At 33.0% G+C, this 15,407-nt stretch carries 11 protein-coding genes; 10 read left to right on the top strand and 1 reads right to left on the bottom strand.

Features of this window, described 5'->3' with window-relative positions; genetic code table 11:
- From HNQ90_RS10145 to HNQ90_RS10120, 6 genes are all read left to right on the top strand, one after another.
- Complete coding sequence (locus HNQ90_RS10145) at positions 1-1,167, top strand: formimidoylglutamase (RefSeq protein ID WP_144115685.1); 1,167 nt, start codon at positions 1-3, stop codon at positions 1,165-1,167.
- Positions 1,168-1,331: 164 nt separating this feature from the next.
- Positions 1,332-2,696 carry a T9SS ring complex lipoprotein PorK/GldK gene (gene porK, locus HNQ90_RS10140; RefSeq protein WP_476724879.1) on the top strand — a complete coding sequence of 455 codons (1,365 nt, stop codon included), beginning with the start codon at positions 1,332-1,334 and terminating at the stop codon, positions 2,694-2,696.
- A gap of 83 nt (positions 2,697-2,779) precedes the next feature.
- Positions 2,780-3,421 carry a type IX secretion system motor protein PorL/GldL gene (gene porL, locus HNQ90_RS10135; RefSeq protein WP_144115683.1) on the top strand — a complete coding sequence of 214 codons (642 nt, stop codon included), beginning with the start codon at positions 2,780-2,782 and terminating at the stop codon, positions 3,419-3,421.
- Between the two features lie 54 nt (positions 3,422-3,475).
- Positions 3,476-5,038: a type IX secretion system motor protein PorM/GldM gene (porM, locus tag HNQ90_RS10130; RefSeq protein ID WP_144115682.1), complete on the top strand. Its 1,563-nt coding sequence runs from the start codon at positions 3,476-3,478 to the stop codon at positions 5,036-5,038.
- 72 nt (positions 5,039-5,110) lie between these two features.
- Positions 5,111-6,001 (top strand): type IX secretion system ring subunit PorN/GldN, encoded by an 891-nt coding sequence (gene porN, locus HNQ90_RS10125; RefSeq protein ID WP_144115681.1) that lies wholly within the window; start codon positions 5,111-5,113, stop codon positions 5,999-6,001.
- A gap of 115 nt (positions 6,002-6,116) precedes the next feature.
- Positions 6,117-7,160: an NAD(P)/FAD-dependent oxidoreductase gene (locus HNQ90_RS10120; RefSeq protein ID WP_144115680.1), complete on the top strand. Its 1,044-nt coding sequence runs from the start codon at positions 6,117-6,119 to the stop codon at positions 7,158-7,160.
- Positions 7,161-7,271: 111 nt separating this feature from the next.
- Here HNQ90_RS10120 and HNQ90_RS10115 read toward each other — a convergent pair whose 3' ends face one another.
- On the bottom strand, positions 7,272-7,655 hold the full coding sequence (locus HNQ90_RS10115; RefSeq protein ID WP_144115679.1) for a DUF983 domain-containing protein: 384 nt from the start codon (positions 7,653-7,655) through the stop codon (positions 7,272-7,274).
- An 85-nt stretch (positions 7,656-7,740) separates the two neighbouring features.
- Here HNQ90_RS10115 and HNQ90_RS10110 point away from each other — a divergent pair, with 85 nt between their 5' ends.
- From HNQ90_RS10110 to HNQ90_RS10095, 4 genes are all read left to right on the top strand, one after another.
- The gene (locus HNQ90_RS10110) at positions 7,741-9,651 is read left to right on the top strand and encodes an ABC transporter ATP-binding protein (RefSeq protein ID WP_144115678.1); all 1,911 of its coding nucleotides are present in this window, start codon (positions 7,741-7,743) and stop codon (positions 9,649-9,651) included.
- Between the two features lie 79 nt (positions 9,652-9,730).
- On the top strand, positions 9,731-10,864 hold the full coding sequence (locus HNQ90_RS10105) for an efflux RND transporter periplasmic adaptor subunit (RefSeq protein ID WP_144115677.1): 1,134 nt from the start codon (positions 9,731-9,733) through the stop codon (positions 10,862-10,864).
- Positions 10,865-10,866: 2 nt separating this feature from the next.
- The gene (locus HNQ90_RS10100; protein ID WP_144115676.1) at positions 10,867-14,064 is read left to right on the top strand and encodes an efflux RND transporter permease subunit; all 3,198 of its coding nucleotides are present in this window, start codon (positions 10,867-10,869) and stop codon (positions 14,062-14,064) included.
- A complete protein-coding gene (locus HNQ90_RS10095) occupies positions 14,054-15,373 on the top strand; it encodes a TolC family protein (RefSeq protein WP_144115675.1) in 1,320 nt (439 codons plus the stop codon). The genes HNQ90_RS10100 and HNQ90_RS10095 overlap by 11 nt, the downstream gene beginning before the upstream one ends.
- Positions 15,374-15,407 lie beyond the last annotated feature (34 nt).

Raw genomic sequence — 15,407 nt, 5'->3', positions numbered from 1 at the left:
ATGAATTTTAATTTTTTAACTCCAGTTTCAGATGCGGTTCTAGCTCATAACGAGCTTTTGTCTGCGCAAGCTCTTGGTCGTAAAATTAAAATTCATTCGGTTCAAAATGGAATTCCAGATCTTGATGGTGTTAAAATAGCCATCTTAGGGGTTTTAGAAAATCGGAATGATATTAATTATATAGGCGAAGAAATTAATCTTAACGAAATAAGAAGATCATTTTATAGCTTATTTCCGGGTAGTTGGAATACTTCAATAGCAGATTTAGGCGATATTGACAAAGGCGAAAGTGTAGAAGATACTTATTTTGCTGTAAGAGAAGCGATAACTATTTTAGTTAAAAAAGGAGTGATTCCTATTATACTTGGTGGATCGCAAGATTTAACTTATGCTAATTATAGAGCTTACGATAATTTAATCCCTATGGTTAATATTGCAAATGTAGATTCGCAATTTAACTTAGGAGATTCCACTAAACCAATAAAAAACAATAGCTTTGTTGGTAAAATAATATTGGACCAGCCTTATAACCTGTTTAACTATGCAACCATTGGTTATCAAACCTATTTTAATTCGCAAGAAGAAATAGATTTGATGGAAAACTTATATTTTGAGTCTTATAGGCTCGGAACCGTTTCTAACGATATTACTGTTGTTGAGCCGGCTTTAAGAGATGCAAATATTGTTAGTATAGACTTATCTTCGGTAAAAGGATCGGAAGTAAGTGCAAAACAAAAATATTCGCCAAACGGTTTAGATGGTAAAGAAATATGTGCTATAGCGCGATATGCGGGCATAAGTAATAAAGTATCTTCGTTTGGTATTTATGAATATAGGCCGTCCAAGGACGATGAGCTTACCTCAATGTTGGTAGCTCAAATGTTATGGTATTTTGTTGAAGGGGTAAACTATCGTGTTAATGATGATGATTTTTCAGAGGATAGTAATTATCAAAAATACATTACTTTAGTCGAATCAGAGGAATTGATTTTTTACAAGAGTAATAAAACCGGTAGATGGTGGATTGAAATTCCTTTTTTATCAAATGTTAATAATAAATTAAAAAGACATACGTTATTACCATGCATGCACCAAGATTATCTTGACGCCTGTAACAATGAATTGCCAGACAGGTGGTATAAAGCATTAAAAAAGAATAGCGTTTAAAGAATAGAATTTAGTTGAAATACCAATTTCATCGTTTAAAAGCTGAATTTTTACGACGAAATGTTATTTTTTTGGATAAAAAGTTGTTTTATTAAAAATATATAAATATGTTTACGCTCTCAATAATGAAGCTTAAAATAATTAACCTCAAGTTTTCTATGAATATTAAGAAATTTATATTGTTAACCTCAGTTTTTGCAATGTTAGCAAGTTGTGGCTCTAAAAATAGAGGCGAACTAGTTGGTGTTCAAGGAAAAAAGTGGCATCCAGAGAAGCCTTTTGGCATGGAGCTAATTCCTGGAGGCGCATTTATAATGGGTAAGGCGGATGATGATCTTGCAGGAGTGCAGGATGCTCCTTCTAAAACTGTTACTGTTAGAGCCATTTACATGGATGCTACAGAAATTACAAACAGCGAGTACCGTCAGTTTGTAAACTGGGTAAGAGATTCTATCGTTAGAATGAAACTAGCCGTATTAGCAGACGAAGTGGGTTTAACTCAGGCGGATGAAGGTACTATTGGCGAATTTGCATTTAGTGATGCAGACCCAGAAAACATGTCTGTTTACGAAAAATACATGTATGACAATTATACTGGTTTAGGGCCAACAGGCTACGAAGGCAGAAAAATTAATAAAGACATTGATTTAATCTTTGATACTTCAGAGTATTTAGACGAATACTATGCCGAGGTTATGGATACCATGTATTTACCTTTAGAAGAGTCTTACAATGGGCAACGTACATGGGATGTTACTAAATTTAAATTCCAATACAGCCACATGGATATTCAAGAGGCTGCGAGAAATAGAGGTGTTAAGCGTAGTGATGTTATTATAAAAGAAGAATTAGAAATTTATCCTGATACAACAGTTTGGATTAGAGATTTCGCATATTCTTATAACGAGCCAATGCATAACGATTATTTCTGGCATGATGCTTATAGCGATTACCCTGTTGTAGGTGTAACTTGGAAACAAGCTAAAGCATTTTGTGAGTGGAGAACGATAAACAAGAACTCTTACCAAAAATCTAAAAAAGGAGCTCAAATGGTAAATACATTTAGATTGCCATCTGAAGCTGAGTGGGAGTATTCTGCTCGTGGTGGCCTGCAAGCTGCAACCTATCCTTGGGGAGGGCCTTATACAAAAAGTGATAGAGGTTGCTTTATGGCAAACTTTAAACCTGTAAGAGGAGATTATGCAGCGGATCAAGCGTTATATACAGTAGAAGCAAAATCTTACGAGCCAAATGATTATAATTTATATAACATGGCTGGTAACGTATCAGAATGGGTGAATGCATCTTACGATCCTTCATCTTATCAATATACATCGAGTATTAACCCGAGTGTAAATGATAGTGAAAATAAACGAAAAATTGTAAGAGGTGGATCGTGGAAAGATGTAGCCTACTTTTTACAAGTAAGTTCAAGAGATTATGAATACGCTGATTCCGCAAGGAGTTATATAGGATTCAGAACCGTGCAAGATTATATGGGGACACAAGTAACTAGTAACGGTCAATAAAAGTTTAATCCAAATCAATTAATAATAATTATATTAACCTACTTAAGTAAAAAAAAACCTACTTAAAACTAAAATCTAAAATTATGGCAAGTTCAAGAGCAAAAAAGAAATTTATGGGAATGGCTTATGGCCTAGGAGCAGCAATTGTAATCGTTGGTGCCCTATTCAAAATCATTCACTTTGAAATAGGACCTTTAACAGGTAACGTTATGTTAACTATAGGTCTGGTAACAGAAGCAATTATTTTCGCATTATCAGCATTCGAACCTATTGACGAAGAAGTTGATTGGTCTTTAGTATATCCAGAATTAGCAGGAGGAAAAGCTAGTGCAAAAGCTGGAGCTGGAAATGAAGATGCTCAGGGATTGTTATCTCAAAAATTAGATAACTTATTAAAAGAAGCAAAAATTGATGGTGAATTAATCGCTAGCTTAGGAGAAAGCATCAGAGGATTTGAAGGCGCTGCAAAAAACATGTCGTCTACAGTGGATTCTGTTGAAGCAACTAAGAAATATGGTGAAGAGTTATCTTTAGCAGCTGCTCAAATGGAATCATTAAACAGCTTATACAAAGTGCAGTTAGATAGTGCAACTAAGCAACAATCTATCAATGAAGAGTCTGTTGAAAACGCCGCAAAATTAAAAGAGCAAATGCAATCTTTAGCGTCTAACTTATCATCATTAAATGGTGTTTATGGAGGTATGTTATCTGCAATGAATAAATAATTAGGAGTTAATAAATAATCCCAAATTAAAATTAACCAAAAAACCTAATTAAACATGGCAGGAGGAAAAGAAACCCCAAGACAAAAAATGATTAATCTGATGTATTTAATATTTATAGCGATGCTAGCTTTAAATATGTCGAAAGAAGTGCTTTCAGCCTTCGGATTAATGAACGAAAAGCTTACGGAATCTAACCAAGCAACAGAAGCAAGAAATGCTAGTTTTGTTGCAAGTTTAGATGTGAAAGCGGAAGATCAACCAGAAAAGTACAAGCCTTTAAAAGCTAAAGCTGATCAAATTGACGATTTAGCGCATAAATTTGATGCCTATTTAGAAGGCTTAAAAGGTAAAATGACTGCTAAGTTGGAAGACAAGAAGGATTATGAAATTATGGATAAGGCTGATTACCTAGACCAAAATTTCTTTAAAGGCGGTATTGTTACTAAAGAAGGAAAAGAGTTTTTAGCTCACATGAAAGGTTTTAGAGAAGGTGTTGCAAACATCTTAGCAGGCGAAAAGGGTATGGAGTCTGTAATAAAACAAGTAAACGATAAGTTTAGCACTGCTGAAGTTGAAAATAGAGACGGCATTAAAGTGGATTGGTTAGATTACCACTACAAAGGATTTCCTTTAGTGGCTTCTTTAACTAAAATGACTCAGCTACAATCTGATATTAAAACTACAGAGTCTGAAATATTATCAAATATGTTAGCAGGAACACTTTCGAGTGAGGTGTCAATGACAAACTATACTACCTTAATGGAAACTTCAAAATCAGCTTACTTTAATGGTGAGCAGTTTGATGGACAAATTGTATTAGGTCGTAAAGATGCATCTACTAAACCAAGTAGAGTTGAATTAACTTTAGATGGTAGAAAGCTTTCTCCAAACCAATATTCTATTGAAGATGGTAAGGTTAAGTTAAAAATAGGAACAGGTGGAGTTGGCGAACATAAGATTGAAGGTAAATTAATCTTTGCTCAAGATGGTGAAGAAATTGAAGTACCTGTTAAATCTACATTCGCAACTGTAGCAAAGCCAAATTCTGCTACAATCTCAGCAGATAAAATGAATGTTGTTTATAGAGGTGTTAAAAACCCAATGACTATTTCTTTTGCTGGTGTTCCAGATAATAAAGTAAGTGCTAGTGCTCAAGGATTATCTAGAGGTTCTGGTAGTAGCTATGTAATGGATGCTACAAAAATTAAAGGTAGAGAAGTTACTATCAACGTAACTGGTACATTACCAGATGGTGGAAAAGTAACCGATAATGCTAAATTTAGAATTAAAGATTTACCAAAACCAACAGGTACAATTAGAGGTGAAGATGGAGCTATTAAAATGCAACGTAACAGTCTTAAAATTTCTACTATTGGTGCTAAATTTGAAGATTTCGATTTTGAATTACCTTTAAGAGTTTCAGGATTTAAATTTAAAGTTCCTGGACAGCCCACAATAAATGTTAAAGGAAATAAGTTAGATAGTAGAGCTCAAGCTGCTTTAGCAAAAGCTAAGCGTGGATCTGGAGTGCAAATATTTGATATTGAAGCTAAAGCAAGTGGTGTAAGTGTTATACTTAAAAAAGTATCACCAGTTTTTGTAGAACTTACAAATTAAAAAATCTGTTAGAGATAACTTTAAATAAACAAAGGTTATCTCTAGCAATTAGAATGTAAAATAAAAATTAAGATGAACGTAAAAAGTTTTTTATTAACCGTTGCTACTGTTTTTACAGTATCGAGTCTATTCGCACAAGCAAATATTCTTAATGCTAAAAGTCCTGAAGAAATTGGGGTAAGAACGGAGTCTCAAAAAGCAGTCGACAATGACAAGCCTTTAGAATATGGGTATGTTGATGATAGAGATATTCTTTTTTCTAAGATGACTTGGGAAAAGATTGTGCTTGATGAGCGTGCAAACTTTCCACTATACTATCCAATTGATACAAACAATATTGGTAGTGATAGAAGATCGTTGTACGACGTACTTATGAAAAACATAAAAAACGGAAAAATAGAAAACATTTATGATGATTCTTATTTTACAACAAAACGTACGTTAAAAGATATTCAAGGCGCATTAACTATGATTGATACTACCGAGTATGGTATTGAACAATTAAATGCTGGTGAAACCTTATCTGCAGAATACATTAACAAAAGAGAAATTACAGCTGCTGATATTAGAGAATATCATATTAAAGGTCTTTGGTATTTTGATAAGCGTCAAGCGGAGATGAAGTACAGACTTTTAGGAATTGCTCCTGTAGCTCCAGATGTTAACTTTATTGATGACTCAGAGCCAGATTTAGTTCCTTTATTTTGGGTGTTTTTCCCTGATGCTAGAGAAGTGCTTCACGAAGCAAAATCTTTTAACAACAAAAATAGTTCGATGCCATTTTCTTTTGATCACGTGTTGAACGCAAGACGTTTTCAAGGATATATTTTTAAAGAAGAAAATGTGCAAAATGATAGAGCTATATCAGAATATGTATCACAAAATGCTTTAATGCAATTACTTGAATCTGAAAGAATCAAAGATAAAATTAGAGATTTTGAATTAGATATGTGGACGTATTAAGCCATAATAGTCTTATAAAATATTAAAAACGCCCACTTTTTAGTGGGCGTTTTTTTTATGCCTAAAATTACTTTGAGTTCTTTTTTTAAACATTCTAACTATCTTTGCGCCCAATATGGAAGTAGATTATATTATTGTTGGTATTGGAATTGCTGGTATTAGTTTTTGTGAGCAATTAAGAGCAAATGGTAAGTCGTTTGTGGTTTTTGATGATTGCTCTCAGCAATCATCTTCAGTTGCGGGTGGTTTATATAATCCTGTGGTTTTAAAACGCTTTACTTCAGTATGGAAAAGTACCGAGCAATTAGATATTGCGTTACCACTTTATGCAGGGATCGAGAAGCGATTAAACTTAAAGTTGGATTATAAAATTCCCGTGTTCAGAAAATTTGCTTCGCTAGAAGAACAGAACGATTGGTTTTCGGCTTCGGATAAACCATTGTTAACAAGATATCTTTCTACGAATATTATTAAAAATATAAATAAGGCTATTGATGCTCCTTTTGGTTTTGGTGAAGTTTTAGAAACGGGTAGGATTGATGTTAATACCATGATTAAAGGCTATAAAGCTGAACTTACAGAAGGTAATATCCTTATAGAGTCTACCTTTAACTGTGAAAGCTTACATATTACTGATGAGGCTTTAGGCTATAAAGATATAACAGCCAAGTATATTGTGTTTGCAGAAGGCTCTGGTATACGTTTAAATCCGTTTTTTAATACGTTACCACTAAATCCAGCTAAAGGTGAATTGTTAACCATACATGCTCCTAATCTAAATATAGACTTTGTTTTAAAAGCTGGCGTGTTTTTAATTCCGTTGAGCGATGATTTATATATTGTTGGAGCGACCTACGAGTGGAAAGATTTAACGTATAAAACTACTATAAAAGCTAAGGAGGCACTTTTGGAAAAGTTGGATAAGCTTATAAATTGTCCTTATAAAGTTGTACAGCAAGTAGCGGGTATTAGGCCAACGGTTAAAGACAGACGACCATTAGTTGGTAGCCATACTATACACCATAATATGTACATACTAAATGGCCTTGGAACACGTGGTGTAATGATTGGGCCTTATGTGGCTAAACAACTGTATGGATTTATAGAGGAAAACAAACCTCTTGATAATGAAATTGATATTAAGCGTTTTAACTTATAATTTTGTTTAGTGCTGCGTTAGGGATTGTAGTGTAAAGCCCACAGCCCGACGAAGGAGGTGCGAGGACTTGTAATGAAAAGCCCGACCCTTTTTGGGGTAACGCCCAAAATATTATTTTTTCTTTAAGGTTTTATCGTAACTCATAAAAAAGTTTATCCAAATGTTCCTTGAAACTCTCATTATTATGGGCATAAAAACGACAAGCGTAACTATTATAGAAATAAAAATACCATTAAGGCTAGCGTTAAAAACGTAAAGGCTAATAATAAAAGCGGCAAAAGCAAAAGCTATACCTACGGCGTAACTAACATACATGGCACCGTAAAAAAATGAGGGTTCAATCTTATATTTTGTGCCACAGTTGCTGCATTTTTCGTTCATGGTTAATGCTTCGGTTAGAATATAAGGGTTAGTATTAACGTACATAGATTCTTCATGACACTTTGGACAAGTTCCGGTTAAAATGCTATATAATTTTGATCCTTTTTTAAACATATAATTTAGTGTACTTTTGCATGCGAAATTGCAATACAAAAATACTATTTTATTAATAACGTATTGTTACAAAAGTTACATTTCTATGATGAATATCCATAATTTATCGATTTCTTTTCAAGGAGAATACCTTTTTGAAGACATAACATTTAAACTCGGTAATGGCGATAGAATTGGGCTTATTGGAAAAAATGGCGCTGGAAAATCTACAATGCTTAAAATTTTATCGAAAGAAATGGAGCCCGATACTGGCCAAATTGCTGCCGATAAAGAACTTAAAATAGGCTTTTTAAAGCAGGATATTGATTTTGTTTTAGGTAGAACGGTTTTAGAAGAATCGTATGAAGCGTTTACCGAAATAAAAGTGCTTGAAGCTAAAATGGAAGCTGTTAATACGCAATTAGCAGAACGTACCGATTATGAAAGTGAAGGCTATAACCAGCTCATGATTGATATAAACGAGTTGCAGCACCAATATGAAATTCAAGGTGGTTACAATTACCAAGGCGATACCGAAAAAATACTGCAAGGTTTAGGTTTTAAACGTGAAGATTTTAATAAGCTTACCGATACTTTTTCGGGTGGCTGGCGTATGCGTATTGAACTAGCAAAATTATTATTGCAGAATAATGATATTTTACTTTTAGATGAGCCAACCAACCACTTGGATATTGAATCTATTATTTGGTTGGAAGGATTTTTAAGAAATTATGCAGGTGCAGTGGCTATTGTATCGCATGATAAAATGTTTTTGGATAATGTTACTAATAGAACTATTGAAATTTCTTTAGGGAGAATATACGATTATCCAAAACCGTATTCTAAGTTTTTAGTGTTGCGTGAAGAATTGCGAACCCAACAATTGGCGTCGCAAAAAAATCAGCAAAAGCAAATTGAGCAAACCGAAAAGTTAATTGAAAAGTTTCGAGCTAAAGCATCAAAAGCGACTATGGCACAATCGCTTATTAAAAAGCTTGATAAAATTGATAGAATTGAGGTTGATGAAGATGATAATAGTGTAATGACCTTAAATTTCCCGGTATCTATAACACCAGGAAAAGTTGTAGTTGAAACCAATAAGATTTCTAAAACCTATGGTGATAACCAGGTTTTAAAAGAAGTTGATTTACTTATTGAGCGCGATAGTAAAACCGCTTTTGTTGGTCAAAACGGACAAGGGAAATCGACTTTAGCCAAAATTATGGTTGGCGATATTAAATATGATGGTGAATTAAAACTTGGGCATAATGTACAAATAGGATATTTTGCTCAAAATCAAGCAGAGTATTTAGATGGAAATAAAACCGTACTAGATACTATGATTGATGCCGCAAATGAAACCAACCGTAGTAAGGTTCGAGATATTTTAGGATCGTTTTTATTTAGAGGCGACGAAGCCGAAAAATATGTGCGTGTACTTTCTGGAGGAGAGCGTAACCGTTTGGCTTTAGCTAAGTTGATGCTACAACCGTTTAATGTGCTTATAATGGATGAGCCAACAAACCATTTAGATATAAAATCTAAAAATGTATTAAAGGATGCTTTAAAGCGCTTTGAGGGTACTTTAATTTTGGTGTCGCATGATCGTGATTTTCTACAAGGTTTAACAAACTTAGTATATGAGTTTAAGGACCACAAGCTAACGCAGTATCTAGGTGATATTGATTATTATTTAGAAAAACGAAAAGTTGAAAACTTAAGAGAGGTTGAAAAACGTACGGTAGTTAAGGAAACGCCAAAGGTTAAAAAACAACAGTCTTACGAAGATCAAAAAAAATTAAAGTCACTTAATAATAAGTTGAGTAATATTGAGTCTAAAATTAACCAGTTAGAACGCGAAATAAAGGCAATTGATTTAGAACTCGAAATTAATTATGAAGAAGTGACCTCTAAACCAAACTTTTTTGATGATTATCAGAAAAAGAAAACTGATTTACAAGGTTTTATGGAAAAATGGGAAGACATTCATCTAGAAATTGAAGAGTTCGAAAATTAGTAATTTTTTATGTTTTTTTTAACGTTTATCGCTTAAACTATAGGCTAATTTTGCGTGCATACTTATCAAAACTCTGTGTATGCGCAAAATTATACTATCCATTATTGGCTTATTGCTAATAGTAGCCTCTTTTTTTTATGCTAAAAAATTAATAGCAGATAAAAACAGACCAAAACCTGTACAAGCAAAAGTTGTAAAAACTGTTTTTACAGATACTATTCAAAACAGTGTAATTCCAATTGTTATTGCTGCAAATGGAAGTTTAGAAGCCAAACGCAGATTAGAAATTTATGCCGAGGTACAAGGTATATTTAAGCAAGGAAGTAAGTTATTTAAGCCAGGGCAAGAATACAGAGCTGGACAAACTTTAATTAAAGTGGATGCAGCAGAGTATTATGCAAGTGTACAATCTGCTAAAAGTAATCTCTACAACTCCATTGCTGCAATTATGCCAGATTTACGTTTAGATTTTCCTGATATTTTTAATAAATGGCAAAACTATCTTTCTAGTTTCGATTTAAATAAAACAACACCTAAGTTGCCTGAAATGACTTCCGATAAGGAGAACTATTTTATTACAGGAAGAAGTATAGTTTCTAATTACTACAATGTAAAAAATTTAGAGCAACGTTTAGCCAAATATAGTATTACTGCACCGTTTTCAGGTATTTTAACTGAAGCTTTAGTTACCGAAGGTACATTAATTAGAAGTGGACAAAAACTAGGGGAATTTATAGATCCATCCGTTTACGAAATGGAAGTTGCTGTTAGTAAAATCTATGCCAACTTACTTAAAGTAGGAGAAGATGTTGCTTTAAATAATTTAGATAAAACCGAAAATTACAAAGGAAAAGTATCTCGTGTAAACGGAAGCATAGATCCAACAACGCAAACCATTACAGCTTATATTGAAGTTAAAAATACAAACCTAAAGGAAGGTATGTACTTAGAGGCTAATTTAAATGCGAAGGAGGAAAGTGATGCTATAGAAATAGATAGAAACTTATTACTAGAAACGCAACAAATTTACGTTGTAAAAGATACTTTGCTAGATGTTATAGATGTAAAACCTATTTATTTTTCGGATACTAAAGTGGTTTTGAAAAATGTGCCAAACGGAACGGTAATACTTAAAAAGCCAGTTCCTGGAGCGTATGCAGGAATGTTGGTGAAATCTTTTGAAGAACAATCTGAAGCTAAAGACCAACAATAGCCATGAGAAAACTTATAGCCTATTTTATTAAGTATCATGTAGCAGTAAATGTTTTTATTTTAGCTTTTATTGGTTTCGGAATTCTAGGAATACTATCGTTAAAATCATCATTTTTCCCTTTAGTAGATTCTAAAATAATTAATGTAAGTGTTAATTATCCGGGAGCTTCACCTCAAGAAATTGAGGAAGGTATTGTGCTTCAAATAGAAGATAATCTTAAAGGATTAAAAGGTGTAGATCGCGTTACATCTGTATCGAGAGAAAACAGTGGGTCTATTACTGTAGAAATAGAAAAAGGCGAAAATATAGACTTCATGTTACTTGAAGTTAAAAATGCGGTAGATCGTGTGCCTTCTTTTCCAACAGGAATGGAACCTTTGGTGGTTGCAAAGCAAGAAGCCGTTAGAGAAACCATTTCGTTTGCATTGAGTGGCGAAAATATTCCGCTAGCTACTTTAAAACAAATTGGTAGAGATGTTGAAAACGATTTGAGAGCTATAGATGGTATTTCTCAAATTTCTATTTCTGGATACCCTGCTGAAGAAATTGAAATCGCCGTAAACGAAACCAGTTTGTTAGCTTATAATTTAACATTTAGTGAAGTTTCGCAAGCCGTTAGCAGAACCAATATTTTAACTACAGGCGGAACTATAAAAACAGATGCCGAGGAGTATCTTATTAGAGCAAATAACCGTTCGTATTATGGAGACGAGCTTTCTAATATTGTTGTTCGTGCTTCAAGCGATGGGAAAGTAGTCCGTTTAAAAGATGTTGCTATTATTCGCGATCGCTTTTCAGAAACACCTAATGCCACGTATTTTAATCAAAAATTAGCCATAAATATTTCTATAACTAGTACCAATTCTGAAGATTTAATTTCATCTGCAGATAAAGTTAAAGAGTATATTGAAGTTTATAACCAGAAACATAATAATGTACAGTTAAATGTTGTTCGTGATTTATCTACAACATTAAATCAGCGTACAGATCTTTTAACAGAAAATGCCATAGTAGGAATGCTATTGGTATTAATATTTTTATCCTTATTCTTAAATACACGTTTAGCCTTTTGGGTTGCTTTTGGGTTGCCAATTTCATTTTTAGGAATGTTCATATTTGCAGGACAGTTTGATGTAACCATTAATGTATTATCACTTTTTGGAATGATTATCGTTATTGGGATTTTGGTAGATGATGGTATTGTTATTGCTGAAAATATTTATCAGCATTTCGAAAAAGGAAAATCTGCTATCGATGCAGCTATAGATGGAACAATGGAAGTTATTCCTCCTGTAGTTTCAGCAATTATTACAACGCTATTAGCATTTTCATTATTTCTGTTTTTAGACAGTAGGATTGGTGAGTTTTTTGGAGAAGTGTCGGTAATTGTAATACTTACTTTGGTGGTTTCTTTAGTGGAGGCATTAATTATTCTTCCGGCGCATTTAGCACATTCTAAAGCGTTAAGAAAACCAGTTGTAGAAGAGAATCCTTCAAAAATGAAGCAATTCTTCGCCAAAATGAGAATCATAAATAAAGCTGGAGATAATTTTATGAACTTTTTACGCGATAAATTTTATACACCAATAATTACTTTTGTTTTAAATTTTAAAATACTCTCTTTAAGTATTTTTGTTGCTTTACTGATTTTTACCTTTGGAGCTATTGGAGGCGGAATTATTGGAGTTACTATGTTTCCATCGGTAGCCAGTGATAGAGTGTCCATAGAACTGGATATGCCCAACGGAACCAACGAGAAAATCACAGATTCTATTATTTCTATGATAGAAGAAAAATCGTTTATTGTTAACAAAGAATTTACCGAGAAATACTTAAAAGGAACAGGTAAGGAGCTATTTGAAAATACTATTTTAACTATAAATAGTAGCTCTAGTGCACAATTACAAATTAATATGTTACCCGGAGAGGAGCGACCAGATGCTATTAAATCTTCATTAGTAACCAATAGATTAAGAGAGCTTGTAGGTCCTGTAATTGGGACAGAACGTTTAATTTATGGTTCTGGAGGAAATTTTGGAGGAAGTCCAGTTTCAGTAGCACTTTTAGGAAATAATATAGACGAATTAAAGGCAGCAAAAGTAGAATTAAAAAAGGTTTTAGAATCTAATGTTTTATTAAAGGATGTCGAAGACAATGATCCTGCAGGAATTAAAGAAATACGCATAGAACTTAAGGAAAGTGCCTATTTACTAGGTTTAAATTTAAGCACTGTAATGAGTCAAGTACGTTCTGGATTTTTTGGAACACAAGCGCAGCGTTTTCAAAGAGGACAAGACGAAATTAGAGTTTGGGTGCGTTACGATAGAAGCAATAGGGCATCGATTAACGATCTAGACGAAATGCGAATTGTAACACCAACAGGAGAGCGTGTAACCTTAAAGGATATCGCTTTTTATAGCATAGAAAGAGGAGATGTTGCCATTAATCATTTAGAGGGGCAAAGAGAAATTAAAGTGTCGGCAGATTTAAAAGATCCTAATACTAGTACAGCAGATATTCTAGAAGATTTAAAGAACATAACAATGGTAGATTTACAGTCTAAATACCCAACCATTTCTGCATCTTTCGAAGGACAAAACAGAGAAAAAGATAAATTAATGAGTTCTTTAGGTAAAGCTGGAATTCCTATTTTATTTCTTATCTATATTGTTATTGCTTTCACGTTTAGAAGTTACAGCCAACCTATTTTATTAATTTTATTGGTTCCGTTTAGTCTTACAGCTGTAGCTTGGGGACACTGGATGCTTGGTTTTTCTGTAAATATATTATCGCTTTTAGGAATCATAGCCTTAATAGGTATTATGGTTAACGATGGGTTGGTGTTAATAGGTAAATTTAATTCTAATTTAAAGGAAGGCTTAAAGTTTGATGAAGCATTATTAAACGCAGGTAAATCGCGTTTTAGAGCAATATTTTTAACCTCTTTAACAACTATTGCAGGTTTAGCACCGTTGCTTTTAGAAAAAAGTAGACAAGCACAATTTTTAAAACCTATGGCAATTTCAATATCATTTGGTATTGCATATGCAACCGTATTAACATTGTTGGTGTTACCATTGTTTTTATCTTTTAGTAATAGTTTTAAACAAAAAGGTAAATGGTTAATTACAGGAAATGATGTTACAAAAGAAGAAGTAGAACGAGCTATAAAAGAACAAAATGAAGAGAATGAACATTAAATTTGTTTGTTTTAGTTTAATAGTAATGTTGTTCCACGGTTCAATAATTGCTCAAGAACTAATTACACCCGAAAAAGCTGTTAGCTTAGCTTTAGATAATAATTATGGTATTAAGCTAGCGAAAACAGATGTGGAAATCGCTAAAAATAATGCCGATATTTTAAACTCTGGTTATTTACCAACTTTAACGGGTAACGCTGGTGCTAATTACAATTTAGATGATACGGAAGTTGGTTTTGCAGATGGAACGAATAGAGTTTTAAACGGTGCAGAAAGTTCTAGATATAATGCTTCTGTAGATTTAAATTATACCATATTTGATGGTTTAGGGCGTTCTTATAACTATAAACAGTTTAAAGAAACAAAGCAATTAACAGAGTTAGAAGCACGTGAAACTATTGAGAATACTATTGTTCAGCTATTTACAATTTATTATAAAGTAGCCGAACTTGTTGAAAATAAAGATGCTGTTTCTCAAACATTAAATATTTCAAAAGAAAGGTTATTAAGATCTCAATATCAATTTGAATACGGACAATCTAATAAGTTAGCGAGTCTTAATGCCGAGGTAGATATAAATAATGACAGTATTAGTTTAATGAATACTATACAGGAATTAAATAATGCTAAACGCGATTTAAATTTTGTTTTGGGTAATACAATTCCCGAAGATTTTAATATAAGTACCGAAGTTGATTTTAATAATCTTTACGATAAAAATGAACTTTTAAATAAAGTTAAAGATAATAATATTAGTGTTTTACAGATAAATAAAAGTATTGATATTAATACTTTAGGAGTAAAATCTGAATCGTCTGCTTATTTACCTACTGTTGGTTTAACAGGAAGTTATGGTTGGAATAAAAGTAATAATAATGCGGCTTCTTTTGCTGCCTATTCCGTTAATACCGGTCTTTCGGGAGGTTTAAGTTTAAGTTGGAACTTATTTGATGGCGGTAGAACCATTACCAATGTGAGGAATGCTAAGTTAAATTTAGAAACACAAAACATTGTAAAAGAGCAGTTATTGGTATCAGTAGTTAGAGATTTTAATAATGCTTGGGATGACTATCAAAATAAGTTAAGTGTGTACAAGCTTCAAGAGCATAATATTAAAACGGCCCAGAATAATTTCGACAGAACTCAAGAGCAATTTAAATTAGGGCAAGTTAATTCTATAGAGTTTAGGCAAGCGCAGCTTAATTTACTAAGTGCAGAGTTAAGTAGAAATCAAGCAAAGTATTTGGCAAAATTAGCCGAATTTCAGCTTCTTCAAATAAGTGGGGAGATTTTAAACGTAGAATACTAGTTTAAGTCTTGTAAAATCAATGCGTTACAGGTTT

Origin of the sequence: Algibacter amylolyticus, assembly GCF_014202225.1 — a bacterium.
Taxonomy (GTDB): Bacteria; Bacteroidota; Bacteroidia; order Flavobacteriales; family Flavobacteriaceae; genus Algibacter_B; species Algibacter_B amylolyticus.
Note: the sequence above shows the minus strand (reverse complement) of the source record. Positions and strands in the feature narration are given on the sequence as shown.

Bases quoted from the DNA above. Each gene is read 5' to 3' on its own strand.
- HNQ90_RS10115 (WP_144115679.1), bottom strand. From the start codon at position 7,655: ATGTTTAAAAAAGGATCAAAATTATATAGCATTTTAACCGGAACTTGT.
- HNQ90_RS10145 (WP_144115685.1), top strand. From the start codon at position 1: ATGAATTTTAATTTTTTAACTCCAGTTTCAGATGCGGTTCTAGCTCAT.
- porL (WP_144115683.1), top strand. From the start codon at position 2,780: ATGGCAAGTTCAAGAGCAAAAAAGAAATTTATGGGAATGGCTTATGGC.
- HNQ90_RS10100 (WP_144115676.1), top strand. From the start codon at position 10,867: ATGAGAAAACTTATAGCCTATTTTATTAAGTATCATGTAGCAGTAAAT.
- HNQ90_RS10095 (WP_144115675.1), top strand. From the start codon at position 14,054: ATGAACATTAAATTTGTTTGTTTTAGTTTAATAGTAATGTTGTTCCAC.
- porM (WP_144115682.1), top strand. From the start codon at position 3,476: ATGGCAGGAGGAAAAGAAACCCCAAGACAAAAAATGATTAATCTGATG.
- porN (WP_144115681.1), top strand. From the start codon at position 5,111: ATGAACGTAAAAAGTTTTTTATTAACCGTTGCTACTGTTTTTACAGTA.
- HNQ90_RS10105 (WP_144115677.1), top strand. From the start codon at position 9,731: ATGCGCAAAATTATACTATCCATTATTGGCTTATTGCTAATAGTAGCC.
- HNQ90_RS10110 (WP_144115678.1), top strand. From the start codon at position 7,741: ATGATGAATATCCATAATTTATCGATTTCTTTTCAAGGAGAATACCTT.
- HNQ90_RS10120 (WP_144115680.1), top strand. From the start codon at position 6,117: ATGGAAGTAGATTATATTATTGTTGGTATTGGAATTGCTGGTATTAGT.